Source organism: Leucobacter sp. CX87 (assembly GCF_018682295.1).
Lineage (GTDB): Bacteria > Actinomycetota > Actinomycetes > Actinomycetales > Microbacteriaceae > Cx-87.
The window spans coordinates 268,973-284,338 of the sequence record NZ_JAFIRI010000002.1; the positions used below are offsets into that span (position 1 = coordinate 268,973).

The following is a 15,366-nucleotide window of genomic DNA, read 5'->3' on the forward strand; positions in this document are numbered from 1 at the left end:
GCGCTGTACGGTGTTCAAAACGTGTGCACTGACGGCACCCTTGCAAAAGGAGCAGCATGACCCCCTCGGACTCCCCCCACCCGGCGCAGAGCGTGCTCGCGGCGCTGACGCTCGAGCAGAAGGTCGGCCTCACGAGCGGTCGCGATTTTTGGACGACGAAGGAGGCGCCCGGCGTCCCGTCGATCATGCTCACCGACGGCCCGCACGGGGTGCGCAAGCAGGCCGAAAGCTCTGACCATCTCGGGCTCTCGGACAGCATTCCCGCAACCTGCTTCCCGCCGGCGGTCGCCCTCGGTTCAAGCTTTGACACCGAGCTCCTGGAGGAGGTCGGCGTCGCCCTCGGGCAAGAGGCGAAGGCGGAGGGCGTCGGGGTGCTGCTCGGCCCCGGCGTGAACATCAAGCGCTCGCCGCTCTGCGGCCGAAACTTCGAGTACCTCTCGGAAGACCCGTACGTCTCGGGCGTCATGGGTGCTGCCCTCGTGAACGGCCTCCAGTCGCAGGGCGTCGGTGGCTCGCTCAAGCACTTCGCCGCGAACAACCAAGAGACCGATCGCATGCGCGTCTCGTCCGATATCGACGAGCGCCCGCTCCGCGAGATCTACTTGCGCGGCTTCCAGCGCGTGGTCGAGGACGCGCAGCCGTGGACGGTCATGTGCTCGTACAACCGCATCAACGGCGTGCACGCCTCGCAAGATCCTTGGCTGCTCACCGACGTGCTGCGCGGCGAGTGGGGCTTCACGGGGCTCGTCGTCTCTGACTGGGGCGCCGTCGTCGACCGGGTGGCGTCGCTCGCCGCCGGCCTCGACCTCGAGATGCCGTCGAGCGGCGGTCGTGGCGACTCGGCAGTCATGGCCGCGGTCGAGGCCGGCACGCTCGACCAGGCTGTCGTTGACACCGGCGCGGCGCGGGTCATCGACCTCGTACAGAAGGCCGTGGCCGGCGCCGACGCGAACGCCAGCTACGACGCCGAGGCGCACCATCAGCTTGCCCGCAAGGCCGCGGCCGCGAGCGTCGTGCTGCTGAAGAACGACGGGATCCTGCCGGTGAGCGCCGGCACGAAGGTTGCCGTCATCGGCGAGCTCGCGCGCACGCCCCGCTTCCAGGGCGCCGGCAGCTCGCAGATCAACCCGACCAAGGTTGAGAGCGCGCTCGACGAGCTGCGCGCCTTCGACAGCTCGATCTCCTTCGCCGCCGGGTACGACAACGACGGCGGCCAGACTGATGCGCAGGCGGCCGAGGCGGTCGCCGTCGCGTCCGCGGCCGAGACCGTACTGCTCTTCCTCGGCGTCCCTGCCGCCCAAGAGTCGGAGGGCTTCGACCGCGACGACCTCGAGCTCCCGGCAGCGCAGCTCGCGCTGCTCGACGCGGTGCTCGCGGCGAACCCGCGCACCGTGGCGGTGCTCTCGAACGGCGGCGTGGTGCGAGTGTCGGGCTTCGCCGACCGGGTCCCCGCGCTGGTCGAGGGCTGGCTGCTCGGTCAGGCCGGGGGCGGCGGCGTCGCCGACGTCCTGTACGGCCACGTCAACCCGTCGGCCCGCCTCACCGAGACCATCCCGCTGCGCCTCGAGGACACCGCAGCCTACCTGAACTTCCCGGGCGATCACGGCCACGTGCGCTACGGCGAGGGGATCTTCGTCGGCTACCGCTGGTTCGACGCGAAGAAGCTCGAGGTGAGCTACCCCTTCGGGCACGGACTCTCGTACACCAGCTTCGCGTACTCGAACGCGAGCGTCTCCGCGCATGAGCACGGACTCACCGCTCGAGTCACGATCACGAACACCGGTTCGCTCGCGGGCGCTGAGGTCGTGCAGGCGTACGTCTCGCTGCCCGGCTCAGCCGTCACCCGGGCCCCGCGCGAGCTCAAGGGCTTCGCCAAGGTCACACTGGACGTCGGCGAGAGCCGCGAGGTCGAGGTCGCGATTCGCCGACAGGATCTCGCCTACTGGGACACGCGCGTCTCGCAGTGGATCGTCGAGGGCGGCGACTACACGGTGGAGATCGGGAGCTCGAGTCGAGACATTCGCGCGACGGCAGCTGCCGCAGTCACGGGAGACGCGGTCTCCGTCCCGTTGACGATGGAATCATCGATCGGCGAGGTTATGGCCGATCCGATTGCCGGCCCGATCATCATCCAGTCGATGGGCGGCGGTTCGGGCGAGGGACTGTTTGCCGACCCGACCGTGCTGCGCATGCTCGCGTCGGCCCCGATCGGCCGCATGCTCGGCTTCCCGGGCACCGGCGTCGACCTCGCCCAGGTCGAGGGTCTGCTCGCGATGGCGAACGCGGGCGTCGTCCCACCCATGCCCGAGCAGTAGCCGCAAGTTGTGTCTGCGGGCGGGCTGGCCTCTGGGCGAGCCCGCCCACAGCCGCGCGGGCGGCCCGCGCCAGATCCCTACGTACCGCAGTACGTCCGGTGCGGCGGAAGATTGGCCGGCGCGGGGAGCGCGAAGCGCGCATACTCTGGCCGCTCGTCGAACGGGTGCGACACCGCCTCCAGCAGCCCCGTGAACAACGTCAGGTCGCCCGCGTTCGCCGCGACGAGGGCCTCATCGACGACTTGGTTCCGGGGAATGTACACCGGGTTCACGCGGTCCATGGCGTCGGTATCGGGGGCCAGCCTCGTCCAGTCGGCCACCCACGCGGTTAACTCTGGTGCGGCCCAGGCCCCAGCCCCGCCGCGCGCCACCCGAGCGAGGTCGCGGAAGGTTCCCGTGAAGTCCAGGCGGTGCTCCGCCATGAGTCCGAGCAACCGGCCGGCGAGCGTCGAGACCTCGTCGTCCGACACCTCAGACGCGAGCCCCAGTTTGGCTCGCATGCCGGCCGTCCAGTGCCGGTCGTACGCGGAGCCAAAGCCGGACAGCTCACCCTCGGCGGCGGCAATCGCCGCTTCCTGCGTCTCGCCCAGCACCGGCACGAGCGCCTCGGCGAAGCGCGTGAGGTTCCAGAGAGCGATCTCGGGCTGCCGCCCGTAGGCGTAGCGGGCCTGCTGGTCGATCGAGCTGAACACTGCGGCGGGGTCGTACCGGTCGAGAAACGCGCACGGTCCGTAGTCGATCGTCTCCCCTGAAATGGTCGTGTTGTCCGTGTTCATCACGCCGTGCACGAAGCCCAGCAGCATCCACCGCGCGACGAGCGCGGCCTGGGCCTCGATCACGGCCTCGAGCAATCCGCGTGCGGGAATGTCCGAGCCCGCGAGCTCCGGGTAATGGCGCCGATTCGCGTGCTCCACCAAGCGCAAGAGGAGCTCAGGGCCGCCCGCGTATCGCGCGTACTCGAAACTGCCGACCCGCAGGTGGCTGCTCGCGATTCGCGCGAGTACCGCGCCGGGCATGGGCTCGGCGTCGCGTCGCACGGTGCGGCCCGTAGCGACGACAGCGAGCGCCCGCGTGGTGGGCACGCCCATCGCGTGCATGGCCTCGCTCACGAGGTACTCGCGCAGCATCGGCCCCACGACCGCGAACCCGTCCGCCCGGGCGAGCGGGGTGGGCCCCGAGCCCTTGAGGTGCAGGTCAACGAGCCCGCCCCGCGCGTCGGCGAGTTCGCCAAGCAGCAGCGCCCGCCCGTCGCCGAGACGCGGTGAGTACCCGCCGAACTGGTGCCCGGCATAGATCTGGGCCACCGGGCCGCTCCCCTCAGGCAGCACAGTGCCCAGCAGTAGTCCGAGGCCGGCGGCGGCGCGCAGCGCCTCGGGGTCGAGCCCGACCTCACGCGCGAGTGGTTCATTCAGCACCAAGAGCTCGGGCATGGGGGCGTCCGCCGCACGCCAGGGCACGGACAGCTCGGGAAGCTCGCGCGCAAACTGGTTGCGCAGCATTCCTGGGGCGTGCAGTGATGCGCTCATGCTCGCACTCTACTGGCGCAGGTTCCGCGCCAGCAGGATCCTGCCGGCAGCGTCGGACTCAGCTCGCCTCTGGGTCCAAAGCGATGCCCATGGCGTCAATGACCCGGGCCGCCGCGTCGAGCTCGTCGTCACTGAACTGCGCAAACGCGGCCCGCATCGCCATCAGTTTCGGCCCGAACAGGCGAAAGAACTCGGCTTTTGAGAGGTCGGTGAGTTCGATGACCTGCGCCCGGCGATCGCTGGGATGGGGCACGCGCCGCAGGTGTCCCGTCTTGCTCAGCCGATCTAACAGCTTCGTCGTGGACGCGGTCGAGATGCGCAGGTGCTTCGCGATCTCATTCGGGCTGACTGACTCCCCGCGTTCACTGCGCATGATGAGCAGGCGGAGCGTCGCCAGGTCCGTCGGGTTCATGCGCATGCCCTGCTTCATGCCGCTGCTCATGCGATCGTGTGCGTCGCCGAAACTGCGCACGGCGCGCAACATCGCAAGCTCGCGCACTGCGCGATCCGGCAGTTGCTCGGCGTCTATCACGGCCATCTCCACTCGTTCAGCGACAGGTGCCGTCCGAAGAACAAAACGCGTCAGACCCGAGCGTACCTGTCGGGCGGCGGAGTTCTATTGTACGTCCGCCACGGGCGCCCCACCTGGAGCACGACGAGCCGCGGCACGACCTGCTCGCTTTCGCTGGCAGCCACGCCTCATCTCAGGCACGAGGTACGCGAGTGGGCCGCGCCCGAAACCATTATCAATAGTGATAACATTCACGCATGGCCACCGCTCACGCCCTATTCCACCCCGTGCGCCTCCGCATCGTGCAGGCGCTCCTCCGCGACGACCAGCGCACCACGCGCGAACTTCACGAGCAGCTCCGCGACGTGCCCATCGCCACCCTCTATCGCCAGATGGCCCATCTCGTGCAGGCGGGCATTATCGAAGCGGCTGATGCCCAGCAGGTTCGCGGTGTCAGCGAGAAGTCGTACCGGCTCTCGCCCGGCTTCGCGAACCCAACCCCCGAGGACCTCGCGACACTCAGCCCCGAGCAACTGCTGACGACGTTCAGCGTCTTCAGCAGCGGGCTCCTTCGCGATTTCGAGGCCTACCTTGAAGCGGGCACCACGAACCTCCACACGGATCGAGTCACGTTCGCCCAGGCCGACGTCTGGGCAAGTACCGACGAAACGGACGCATTCTTCGCTGACGTCTCGGCGGCCCTCCAGCGGCTTCTGGCGAACGAGCCGGGCAAGGGCCGCCGCCGCCGCACGCTCACCACCGTACTGATCCCTCGACCCGACTCGGACCCCACATGAACCTCGCACCCGACCAGCTGGTGCCGCTGATCCCCGTCGCCGTGCTCGCATTGGCACTCGACCTGTTCTGCATCGTCGACATCGTGCGCCGTCGTCACGTGTTGCACCTGCCGCGATTCGTGTGGGCGATCATCGTCCTCGCCTCGTTCCCGTTCGGCGCGATCCTGTACCTCGTGCTCGGTCGCGGCGCGAAAGAACCGCCCGCGGAACTCGCGCTCGCGCAGAGTGCCGCCGCGATTCCCAGCGACACCGCCGGATACCCGCGGCACGCTGCGACCGCGCCGACCGACCCCGCCCGGAGCCCGGCCAACCATCCCGCCCTCCGTGTCGAGCACGTCACGAAGACGTTTGCGTCCGGCGCCGGCATTCGCGACATCTCGTTCACCGCGCAGGATCGCGCCGTCACCGCGGTGATCGGCCCGAACGGAGCGGGCAAGACGGTGCTCTTCAGCATCATCGCGGGCCTCGTTCACGCCGATTCCGGTTCGGCGAGGCCCGAGTCCGCCACCGCCCGGGTGGCCTACTGCCCGGACGTGCCGCAGTTTGAGCCGTGGCTCACTGCGCGCGAGGTCGTTTCGACATCGCTCGTCCTCTCGCAGTCCACCGGCACGCTGAGCGCGAACGCGGCCCTCGAGCAGTGCGGCCTCGGCGCCGTCTCAGAGCGCCGCGTCTCCGATTTCTCCCGCGGCATGCTGCAGCGCCTCGGCATCGCAGCCGCGCTCGTGCTCGACCCCGACATTCTGATCCTGGACGAGCCCAACAGCGCGCTCGACCCGATCGGTCGCGCGGACGTGCGCGCACTCATCGCCCAACAGAAGCAGCACCGCTGCATCGTGCTCTCGAGCCACCTGCTGAGCGAGGTTGAACAGCTTGCCGACGCAATTGTCGTGATCAGCGAGGGCCAACTGGTTGCCTCCGGTACAACGGCCGAGATCCTGACGCACCGGCTGTCGCCAGTCTGGACGATTCGTCTGGGCTCCCCGTCCCCCACCCCGCTTGACGAGCTCGCCGCCGCGCTGCCTGGAGTCACCCTGACGCAGGCCTCTGACACCCTGATTACCGCATCCTTCGAGAGCTTCGCAGCGGCCGAAACGCAACTCACCCGCCTCGTCGGATTACTGGCTGCCCCCATCATCGAGGTCACGCTACAGGACCGCGACCTCGACGCTTCCTTCGCCCGTATCGTCCAGAATCAGGAACAGTCATGAGCATCGCCCTAGCCTCGGCTCGCCTCGAGTCTCGCCGCCTCTTGCGCTCGGGTCTCTTGCTCGGGCTCGTCGCCGCGTTCGCCTTCTTCGGGTTGTCCGGACCCCTCCTCGCCAGCTACCTGCCCGAGATCCTTGGCGCCGCGTCGGGAAGCGACCAGTTCACGATCGAGGCGGCCCCGGCCACCGCGACCTCCGCCCTCACGATGTTCAACCAGAGCGCCATGCAGCTCGGACTGATCCTGGCGGTCGCGGTCGCGATCACCGCGCTGTCCTGGGACTCCCGGCCCGGCTCGTCCATCTTCTACCGCGTGCGCCTGCGGCGACTCAGCCAGCTCACGGTGCCACGGCTCGCGACCGGCTGGGCCGTGGTCGCCGCCAGCTACGCGCTCGGGTTGGCGATCGCGGCGGGTCTCACGACCGCCACCATCGGCCCGGTACCGTGGAGCCTCACGCTGCGCGTGGGTCTCGCCTCCATCGCCTACCTCGTGATGTCGATGGCGATCGGCCACCTCATCATGACGCTGACGAGACGGACGGCGCCGGCGATCTCGGTGGCCGCGATCCTGCTGATCGTGCTTCCGGTGTTCAGCCAGGTCCCATTCCTGTCGAGCTGGTTCCCCACGACGCTCCTGACCGCCACGACGGCGTCGGGTGCCGACCTGGTGTGGCCGGCGCTGAGCGCGATCTCGTTCACGGTGGCCTGCGTGGTGGTGGCCAGCCTCGTCGCGACCCGCCAGTCTCTGCGCCGGGACGCGTAGAGGCCGGCAGCTATGCAACCTGGTTCATCCGAATGAGATTGCCCGCCAAGATGTTGGCCCCACGCGCAAGGCTCTCGATATCGAGAGGTTCGGTGTAGTCCCGGTCGATCCGATCGCGCACGCGGCGCAGGACGGCGAGGCCACGCAGGCAGCTGCGCATGCGCGGCAAGGCTGTCACTGTGCCGACTCCGGCATTCACTAGAGTCGAGACCATGTCCCCGTCCACGCCGACCCGCACGCGCACGCGGCTGTCACCGGAGCAGCGACGGGAGTCCATCCTCGAGGCGGCCCGCGAGGTTGCGGTGAGCGAAGGTCTGCTCGGGCTGACCCTCAAATCTGTCGGCGCCAAGGCCGGAGTCGCTTCCTCCCTGGTCGCCCACTACTTCCCGGTGATGAATGAGCTCGTTGTCGAAACCTTTCGCGCGCTTGCCGGGGACGAGCTGGACTCGCTTCGGGTGCTCCAGCTGCGCGAGCCTTCGGCCCTTAGTCGCATGCGCATTCTGGTGGATTGGTTGCAGGGCGCTGAGCGCCTCGACGTCACGGCGACCTGGCTCGATGCCACCCTCCTCGGCCGGAGGAACGAGACGCTCGCGGCCGAGGTCCGGCAACAGCTCGATCGCTGGCAGGAGTCAGTGAGCGGCCTCATTCGCGAGGGCGTTGCCGCGGGCGAGTTCACCTGTGATCGGCCGGAGATCGTCGCGGCACACATCTTGAGCCTCATCGACGGATTGAACACGAATTCCCTCGTGAACTACCACGACGCTGCCGGGCTCGCGGAGTACTTGCGCGAACTGGTCGAGGCGGAGCTGCACCTCCCCCGCGGTTCGCTGACGACGGCCCCGCCGCACATCTCACTCTAGTCAGTCACGTTGACTTATCGCGGGCGCCCGACTACTGTTGCCACCGTATTGATTGCTCAATCAACAACTACGTTCGCTCAACGAAGAGGTGCGCATGACCAGCACGACCACGCAGCCCGCCCCACCTGGCGCCCCGAGCCCCGCACCTCAGTACTCCACCGCGCACGTCGAGGTCCACGGACTCGATTACATCCCGTCAGCCGAGCGCCACGGCCGCCCCTTCGACCTGTTTTGGGTGTGGATGGGCGCCAATGTGAATTACCTGTCGTTTGTGTTTGGCGGACTATTGATCCTGATCGGGCTCTCGCTCTGGGAAGCAATCATCGTCACCGTGATCGGCAATCTCTGGTACATCGCCGTGGGCTGGCTTTCGGTCAGCGGCCCGGCGTCAGGCACACCGAGCGTGACGGTCATGCGCGCCATCTTCGGGATCCGGGGCAACAGAGTGTTCGGAGCAGGACAGGGCATGGTGATCGGCCTCTTCTACGAGATCATCAACATTGCCGTTGCTACCTTTGCCTCACTTGCGCTTCTTGATCTCTTCAACATTGCAGTCCCCGCCGGGATCGAGTGGATGGTACTCATTGCCGTCGTCGTACTCAGCCTGGTACTGAGCGTCTATGGCCACGGCGCAATCGTGAAGGCGTCACCGTACCTGTCGGTCGCCCTCGCCGTGGCGTTCGTCGCTCTCGCAGTCTTCGTGCTGCGCGTTGCTGATTTCTCCTACACGCCCGCGCCACTCGAGGCGGCCGCGCACTGGCCAACACTGCTCCTCGGCTACGCAATCGTCTCCTCCGGCCCGCTCTCCTGGGGCACCGGCGCGGACTACTCCCGGTATCTGCCGAAGTCCGCGTCGCGGGCCGGAATCGTATGGTGGACGGCGCTTGGCGGATTCATTCCCACCGTGCTGATCAGCCTGGTCGGGATCTTCTCAGCGACGGCAATTGACATGACCGACCCCGAGCTGACGATCGGCGAGATCGTCCCCGCGTGGTTCACCCCGGTCTTCCTCGCAATCATCATCGTCGGGAGCATCGCAAACAACGCCGTCGTGGGGTATTCCCTCGGGCTCTCAACCCAAGGCATCGGCGTCAAGGTACACCGCGCCACAACGGTCGTGATTACGGGCGCGATCGCGGCAGCCGCGTCGATCTGGCTCGTCTTTTTCTCGCCCGGCTTCCTGGACACCATGGAATACGCACTCGAACTCACAGTCACTATCCTCGGGCCGCTCATCGCGATCTACGCGGTCGATATCGTGCTGCGCAAGAACCGGTACAACGGCATCGCGCTCAACGACGAGCGGCCCGGAAGCCCGTTCTGGTACAGCTCAGGGGTGTTCTGGCCGGGCGTTATCGCCCAGCTTGCAGGCACAACGGCCGCCCTCCTTATGGTCAACACCACGCTGTTCATCGGCCCCATCGCTGCGGCGATGGGCGATGCCGACCTGTCCTCGATCGTCGGACCGCTCATTGGTGGTGGACTGTATGCCCTGCTCTGGCACACGATGAGTCCATTCAACGATCCCAGCGTCCGACCGGGCGCTCCCCACGACCTCCAACAGCAGGGCGTCTCGGCGCCCAGCACACCCGCAACGAAAGGCAACTGATGAACTGGCGTATGCCCAGCGAGACCGATCCGCACGAACGCACGTGGATGGCATTTCCCTGCGAAGGGCCCGCACTCGAAGGGGACGAACAGGAACGCGCGTCGACGTACGCGGCATGGGCAGACGTGGCGAACGCGACCTCTGAGTTTGAGCCGGTGTCGATGCTCGTCGATCCGTCCGAGGCGCAGCGCGCGCGTCGCATGCTGAACTCGGAGATCGAGTTGTTCGAAACCCCCATCGACGAGTGCTGGATGCGGGATCACGGTCCGACCTTCGTCGTCGACGATTCGCGCCCCGGTGTGCTGGGCGCGGTGGATTGGACCTTCAACGGCTGGGGCGACCACGAGTGGTCGCTCTGGGAGAAGGCGAACCAGAACGCCCGATTCGTCGCCGAGCTCACGGGCGCGGAACTCATCAGCTCGACCATGGTGAACGAGGGCGGCGGGATCCACGTCGACGGTGAGGGCACCGTGCTGCTCACCGAGACGGTGCAGCTCGACCCACGCCGCAACCCGTACGCGGACAAGGCGCGCATTGAAGCGGAGTTCGCTCGCACGATCGGCAGCACGAAGGCCATCTGGTTCCCTCGGGGCCTCACTCGCGACTACGAAGACTTTGGAACGAGCGGCCACGTTGACGTCTTCGCGACCATCACCGCTCCGGGAAGGATCCTGGTGCACAGCCAACGAAACCCTGAGCACCCTGACTTCGAGGTTTCGAAACGACTCATTGCCCAGCTCGAGCAGGAGACGGACGCAGCAGGGCGTCAATTCGATATCACTGAGATTCCGGCTCCCGATTTGCTGCGCGACGCGGACGGCTTCGTGGACTACGGCTACGTCAATCACCTGGTGGTCAACGGCGGGATCATTGCCTGCGGTTTTGGAGAAGAGCTGGCCGATGCGCGTGCGCGCGAGATCCTCGAAAGCGTGTACCCGGGTCGCCGCGCCGTGACGGTCGACGCGCGCGCGATCTTCGAGGGCGGCGGCGGGATTCACTGCATCACGCAGCAGCAGCCGAAGGTCCAGCGATGAGCCGGATCGAGGTCGTCGAGGCCTCCATTGCTGAGCTTCGTCGCGCTCTCGAGACGGGTCAGGCCACTGCCGTGGATCTGCTTGAGGCATATCTCGCACGCATCGAGCAGTACGACTCCCCCGACAGCGAGACCGCGCTGAACGCGATCGTCGTCCTCAATCCCGATTCCCACGCTGACGCGGCGGCATCGGACGCTCGGCGCGCTCGCGGCGAGGTGCTTGGCCCGCTCGACGGCATCCCCTATACGGCAAAAGACAGTTATCGCGCCGCGGGCCTCACCGTCGCTGCCGGCTCCCCCGCGTTCGAACACCTCGTCGCTCAGGACGATGCGTTCACAATCGAGCGCTTGCGTGCTGGTGGCGCCGTACTCATCGGCCTGACGAACATGCCACCCATGGCGGACGGCGGAATGCAGCGAGGGGTGTACGGGCGGGCCGAAAGCCCCTACAACGCCGATTGGCTCACTTCCGCATACGTCTCGGGTTCCTCCAACGGCTCCGGCACCGCGACCGCAGCTTCGTTTGGGGCGTTTGGCCTCGGCGAGGAGACCTGGTCGAGCGGCCGGGCACCGGCGTCCAATAACGCGCTGTGCGCGTACACCCCGAGCCGCGGCATCATCTCGATGCGGGGCAATTGGCCGCTCATTCCCACGATGGACGTTGTCGTCCCGCACACGCGAAGCATGGCCGACATGCTCGAGCTCCTCGACGTCGTGGTGGTGGACGACTCCGAGGCGCGCGGCGACTTCTGGCGGGTCCAGCCATGGATCGACATCCCGAAGGCCTCCGCACACCGCCCCCACTCCTACCGGGATCTCGCGCCCCAGACATTCGAGGCTGCGACCCAGCATCTCTCGGGGAAGCGTCTCGGGGTGCCGAAGATGTACATCAATGCGGACGAGCTTGCGGGCACCGCAGCCCAGGTGAGTATCGGCGGCCCCACCGGACAACGCATTGAAACGCGTGCGTCGATCATCGAACGGTGGGAGGCCATGCGCCGCGATCTCGAGGCCGCGGGCGCCGAAGTGAGAGAAGTCGACTTCCCCCTCGTAACGAACTATGAGGGAGACCGCCCAGGCGCACCCACCATCATGAGTCGCGGCCTCGTCAGCCCGGAGTTCCTTCACAATGAGCTCGTCGACCTCGCCGCGTGGGCGATGGAGGACTTTCTTCAGGCGAATGGCGATCCGGCCCTGCGCACCATGGCGGACGTCGATGGCGCGCACATCTTCCCGCACCCGGAGAGCGCCCTCCCCGATCAGTACGACGACTTTGACGGAGCACTGGAGGAGTTCCCCCGAATGATTCGCGATCGGCCCTACGGCTCGTTCACGGAGATTGCCCATCTCGAGTCAGGCGTGCACGGCCTCGAGGAGACCCGTCGGATCGACCTCGAGCAGTGGATGGACGAGCTCGGCCTCGACGCAGTGGTCTTCCCCGCGGTTGCCGACGTCGCCCCGGCCGACATGGACGTGAATGAGGCGTCCGCGGTGGTGGGCTGGCGCAACGGCGTCTGGGTCGCGAACGGCAACCTGGCCATCCGGCATTTTGGTGTTCCCACCGTCACCGTGCCGATGGGGACGATGTCCGACATCGGCATGCCAGTCGGCTTGACGATCTCCGGTCGCGGGTACGACGACGTCGCGTTGCTCCGGCTCGCTGCGGCGGTGGAGACCACGGGGGATCGCCGCACGGTTCCCCCGCGAACTTCCGTTTAGGAGGTGTGTGCCCCGAGCCCTCCGCAGAGAGGGTTCGGGGCACACACGTCCCCGCTCTCGCTAGAAGCTAGCGATTGCCTTCCCCAGCATCTGCACGCCGAGGAGCACGAGCACGACCGACATGATCGTCGCGTTGTTTGCAATGAGCCAAATGCGCAGCTTGTCGAGCGCGCCGGCAGCACGCTCGGGGGCCACGAGGTAGGCCACAATCGGGCCACACACGCTGAGGGCGGCGATGACGACGAACACCGCGATCGTGGCTGCTCCTGCTCCCGCCGAGAGCCCGGCCTGGCCAACAATGGTGCCCGCAGCGACCGCCATCAGGATGTTCTTGGGGTTCACCGCGGCGAGCATAAACGCAAAACCGACGACCGGCAGCGGCTTCATCGTCTGAATCTTCGCCATCCAGCCGGGAAGCTCTGGCTCCTCGCCTGCTTGCGGGCGCGAGCGCCACTGCTTGACGGCGAGCAACAGCAATGTCAGCCCCAACACGAGCTGGATTACGCCCACCACGGGCTTCGCGCCAGTGTCGCCCTGCTCCGGAATGACCCCGGCGAGCAGCGTAAACAACATCGTGGCAAAGGCTATGCCGACAACCCACCCGCCCAGAAAGCTCAACCCGAGCGAGCGCGCCCGTTCGGACATGAGCAACAAAATTGTGGCAATAATCGGGATCGGGCTGATCGCGATCGCTACGGCGAACGGGAGCGTCTCCCCAATAGCAAGATTCATGGTGCCTGTTGTTGCGCTAGCAGGTCAGGTCTGCTGCGAGCGCTTCCTGGGCGCTCTCTACGTCGGCGACGCTGCCCTGCACGGCTTGGATTGCCTCGGGCACGGTGAGCGTGTCATCAAGCTCGGCGATGGTGTTGTCGAGCTCGCCCCAGGCCGCTTCGAGCGCGATCTGACGATCGGTCGTCACGTCAGCGAGCGATTCGTTCAACGCGGCGTACTCCGCCTTGATGTCGTCGCGGGCCGCGGCAATGTCGCCAATGCTCGAGGAGGCGTCGATGCTCGACTTTGCCTCGGCGACGACGCCCACGAACGAGCTGTACGCGTCGCATGCGGCGTCCGCGTTCTCCACGGGCGTTGCCGTGCTGCACCCGGTGAGCGAGATCGCAAGCAGCGCGACGGCGCCGAGGACAGGAAGAGTCTTGATGGTTTGCATCGAGGTCACTCCAAACAAGGTGAAGAAGGAATTTCAGATGCCGCGAAGCATCTGGCTCTTTGCCAGGGCAAATTCTTCCGCACTGAGCAAGCCCTGTTGGTGCAGCTGGCCAAGCTCCTGGAGCTTGGCGACAAGGTCAACAGTGACAGCCGGCATGGAAGACGGTGCGACCGGCGGCACAGCAACCGGCTGAGCAGCCGCTGCAGCCTGCTGCTCAGCAATGCTTCGCAGCTCCTGCTCTTGGGCGGACTGATGTTCGACCGCGCGGATGTGCTGCCGATTTGCAACGGCTCCGCTCACGGCGGTGGCGGTCCCAGCGACGACCGCGGTGCGTGCGGCCATACCGAGCAGGCCCGGCCGTCCGACTCTCCGAATGAATGGCATGAGGTGTCCTTTTCGATTAGGCGTTGTGCGTCGACGCTTCGCGGATGAGCTGGTTCACGATCGGTGCAGGGATCCGGTCGCTGCGGATAACGCTGCCGTTCGCCGCCGATAGCCGCGCCGCTAGCTCCGTGGCCCAGGTGAGCTCGAGGGCCACCAGTGCGACGCCGTGGCCCGCTTCGATCGGTTCGACCAGCTCCGCGATGTCCTCGTCGCCGAAGAGTCCTTGGACCTCCAGCTCAAGGCCGAGCGCGCTGCCGAGATCGCTTTCGGTGCTGATCTCGGTGACGGTGACCGAACCGTCAAGTTGGCGGATCGCGATGAGCAGATCAAGCAAGCGTACGGTTTCGGCCTGGGCCAGATCCGCCACGGCCGAGAGCACCTCGCGGTTGGGGGTCGTTCCTGAAAACTCGACCACGTAGATTTCGACTGGGCCGTAGGCGGGGTCGCTCATAGTGACTCTCCGTCCTTCGAAATGCTGGGGAAGTTCCACGTGCCGTCGAGCACTTCGGCGCGCGGGCGGTAGAGGCGGACGAGATAGTTCCAGCCCTCCATGATGGGCAGCGCGTTCGGGGTGTCGCCCGTCCCGCCGAAGTTGATGGTGATGGTGCCGTCCTCGCCAGGCTTCCCGATGATGCTGTTCACGCTGTACTGGCCCTGCGCGTTCTCGGCGAAATATCCGTCCGCATTGTAGAGCGAGATTGACCAGAATCCGTCGACGGGGACGTCTCCGACGGTGAGGGAGAACTCCCCGACTGGCAGACCGGGGGTGACGTTGATGTACGAGGCTTCGCGTTCAGGCAGCCCGCCCCAGCCCACAGCCGTACCGATGAGGTGACGGACGGGGTCAACCTCGTCCTTCGTTCCGAAACACCGCTCGAGACCAGACAGGCCCCGGCCCAGTTCAAGCAGCGCCTGTCGCGTGGACATCAACGATGCCTCGTCGTAGCTGGGCAGCTCGAAGGGCCGCGCCGAGTTCGATTCGATGCGCAGTTGACGTTGCAGGTCGTTCACGATCGCGACATCTGCCGGGTCCTCCGGATCAACCAGAATGCGCGCCGCAAGCATGACGTACTCGGTATCGAAATCCGCGAGCCCCAGCTCCACCGTCCCCGGGGAGTGGAACACCCGGTTGATGTAGTGGTCCTGGTTGACGACCATGACCGAGACGTACCGGTCACCCGTGTCGGGAATGGTGAGCGTTGCTCCGGCTGAGATGTCCACGACCGCGGCGCTGTACAGCGTGTCGCGGTTCATCCGAACGATCGTCTGCTCGTCGATCGGGGTTGGGGCGAACCCGTGCGCCCAGTTGCCATCGCCGCCGCCCTGGCGAACAATCGCGGCGAACATGCGGTTGCTCTCGACACGCACAAAGTTGTCTACCGAGACTTTCTGGTCATTCATCAGCGCCCCCTTAAACCGGCAATTTTCCTCTCCCCATCTTCTCGACTGCTCTCGCTCGCACCCTCATCACCGATTGATGA

Annotated in this window: 16 protein-coding genes; 8 read left to right on the forward strand and 8 right to left on the reverse strand. The window is 66.5% G+C overall.

Features of this window, described 5'->3' with window-relative positions; all coding sequences use genetic code 11:
• The first annotated feature begins 56 nt into the window (after positions 1–56).
• Positions 57–2,315 (forward strand): glycoside hydrolase family 3 C-terminal domain-containing protein, encoded by a 2,259-nt coding sequence (locus KOE53_RS04255; RefSeq protein ID WP_188057505.1) that lies wholly within the window; start codon positions 57–59, stop codon positions 2,313–2,315.
• A 77-nt stretch (positions 2,316–2,392) separates the two neighbouring features.
• Here the strand turns inward: KOE53_RS04255 and KOE53_RS04260 are convergent, their stop codons facing one another.
• On the reverse strand, positions 2,393–3,841 hold the full coding sequence (locus KOE53_RS04260; RefSeq protein ID WP_188057506.1) for a protein adenylyltransferase SelO: 1,449 nt from the start codon (positions 3,839–3,841) through the stop codon (positions 2,393–2,395).
• Between the two features lie 58 nt (positions 3,842–3,899).
• The gene (locus KOE53_RS04265; protein WP_188057507.1) at positions 3,900–4,379 is read right to left on the reverse strand and encodes a MarR family winged helix-turn-helix transcriptional regulator; all 480 of its coding nucleotides are present in this window, start codon (positions 4,377–4,379) and stop codon (positions 3,900–3,902) included.
• A gap of 230 nt (positions 4,380–4,609) precedes the next feature.
• On the opposite strand from KOE53_RS04265, the gene KOE53_RS04270 reads away from it, so the two are divergent.
• The 3 genes from KOE53_RS04270 to KOE53_RS04280 are packed head-to-tail and all read left to right on the forward strand — an operon-like array spanning position 4,610 to position 7,115.
• Positions 4,610–5,149, forward strand: a complete 540-nt coding sequence (locus tag KOE53_RS04270; RefSeq protein ID WP_188057508.1) for a helix-turn-helix domain-containing protein — start codon at positions 4,610–4,612, stop codon at positions 5,147–5,149.
• Complete coding sequence (locus tag KOE53_RS04275) at positions 5,146–6,357, forward strand: ATP-binding cassette domain-containing protein (protein WP_188057509.1); 1,212 nt, start codon at positions 5,146–5,148, stop codon at positions 6,355–6,357. Before KOE53_RS04270 ends, KOE53_RS04275 begins: the two co-directional genes overlap by 4 nt.
• Positions 6,354–7,115, forward strand: a complete 762-nt coding sequence (locus KOE53_RS04280; protein ID WP_188057510.1) for an ABC transporter permease — start codon at positions 6,354–6,356, stop codon at positions 7,113–7,115. Before KOE53_RS04275 ends, KOE53_RS04280 begins: the two co-directional genes overlap by 4 nt.
• Positions 7,116–7,125: 10 nt before the next feature.
• On the opposite strand, the gene KOE53_RS13785 is transcribed toward KOE53_RS04280, so the two are convergent.
• The gene (locus KOE53_RS13785) at positions 7,126–7,329 is read right to left on the reverse strand and encodes a hypothetical protein (RefSeq protein ID WP_188057511.1); all 204 of its coding nucleotides are present in this window, start codon (positions 7,327–7,329) and stop codon (positions 7,126–7,128) included.
• Between KOE53_RS13785 and KOE53_RS04290 the strand changes: the two genes are divergently transcribed.
• The 4 genes from KOE53_RS04290 to KOE53_RS04305 all read left to right on the forward strand — a co-directional run bounded on the left by KOE53_RS04290 (position 7,328) and on the right by KOE53_RS04305 (position 12,336).
• Positions 7,328–7,975 carry a TetR/AcrR family transcriptional regulator gene (locus tag KOE53_RS04290; protein WP_188057512.1) on the forward strand — a complete coding sequence of 216 codons (648 nt, stop codon included), beginning with the start codon at positions 7,328–7,330 and terminating at the stop codon, positions 7,973–7,975. The genes KOE53_RS13785 and KOE53_RS04290 overlap by 2 nt on opposite strands.
• 94 nt (positions 7,976–8,069) lie before the next feature.
• Positions 8,070–9,584 (forward strand): purine-cytosine permease family protein, encoded by a 1,515-nt coding sequence (locus tag KOE53_RS04295; protein ID WP_188057513.1) that lies wholly within the window; start codon positions 8,070–8,072, stop codon positions 9,582–9,584.
• Positions 9,584–10,618 carry an agmatine deiminase family protein gene (locus tag KOE53_RS04300; RefSeq protein WP_188057514.1) on the forward strand — a complete coding sequence of 345 codons (1,035 nt, stop codon included), beginning with the start codon at positions 9,584–9,586 and terminating at the stop codon, positions 10,616–10,618. Before KOE53_RS04295 ends, KOE53_RS04300 begins: the two co-directional genes overlap by 1 nt.
• On the forward strand, positions 10,615–12,336 hold the full coding sequence (locus KOE53_RS04305) for an amidase (RefSeq protein WP_188057515.1): 1,722 nt from the start codon (positions 10,615–10,617) through the stop codon (positions 12,334–12,336). Before KOE53_RS04300 ends, KOE53_RS04305 begins: the two co-directional genes overlap by 4 nt.
• Positions 12,337–12,396: 60 nt before the next feature.
• On the opposite strand, the gene KOE53_RS04310 is transcribed toward KOE53_RS04305, so the two are convergent.
• From KOE53_RS04310 to KOE53_RS04330, 5 genes are read right to left on the reverse strand one after another with little or no spacing between them, the layout of a single operon-like run.
• Positions 12,397–13,068, reverse strand: a complete 672-nt coding sequence (locus tag KOE53_RS04310; RefSeq protein ID WP_188057516.1) for a GAP family protein — start codon at positions 13,066–13,068, stop codon at positions 12,397–12,399.
• 16 nt (positions 13,069–13,084) lie between these two features.
• Entirely contained in the window at positions 13,085–13,501 is a 417-nt protein-coding gene (locus KOE53_RS04315) for a hypothetical protein (protein WP_188057517.1), read from the reverse strand.
• 33 nt (positions 13,502–13,534) lie between these two features.
• Positions 13,535–13,885: an SHOCT domain-containing protein gene (locus tag KOE53_RS04320; protein WP_188057518.1), complete on the reverse strand. Its 351-nt coding sequence runs from the start codon at positions 13,883–13,885 to the stop codon at positions 13,535–13,537.
• 16 nt (positions 13,886–13,901) lie between these two features.
• Complete coding sequence (locus KOE53_RS04325; protein ID WP_188057519.1) at positions 13,902–14,336, reverse strand: DUF6325 family protein; 435 nt, start codon at positions 14,334–14,336, stop codon at positions 13,902–13,904.
• The gene (locus tag KOE53_RS04330; RefSeq protein ID WP_188057520.1) at positions 14,333–15,286 is read right to left on the reverse strand and encodes a DUF1254 domain-containing protein; all 954 of its coding nucleotides are present in this window, start codon (positions 15,284–15,286) and stop codon (positions 14,333–14,335) included. The genes KOE53_RS04325 and KOE53_RS04330 overlap by 4 nt, the downstream gene beginning before the upstream one ends.
• Positions 15,287–15,366 lie beyond the last annotated feature (80 nt).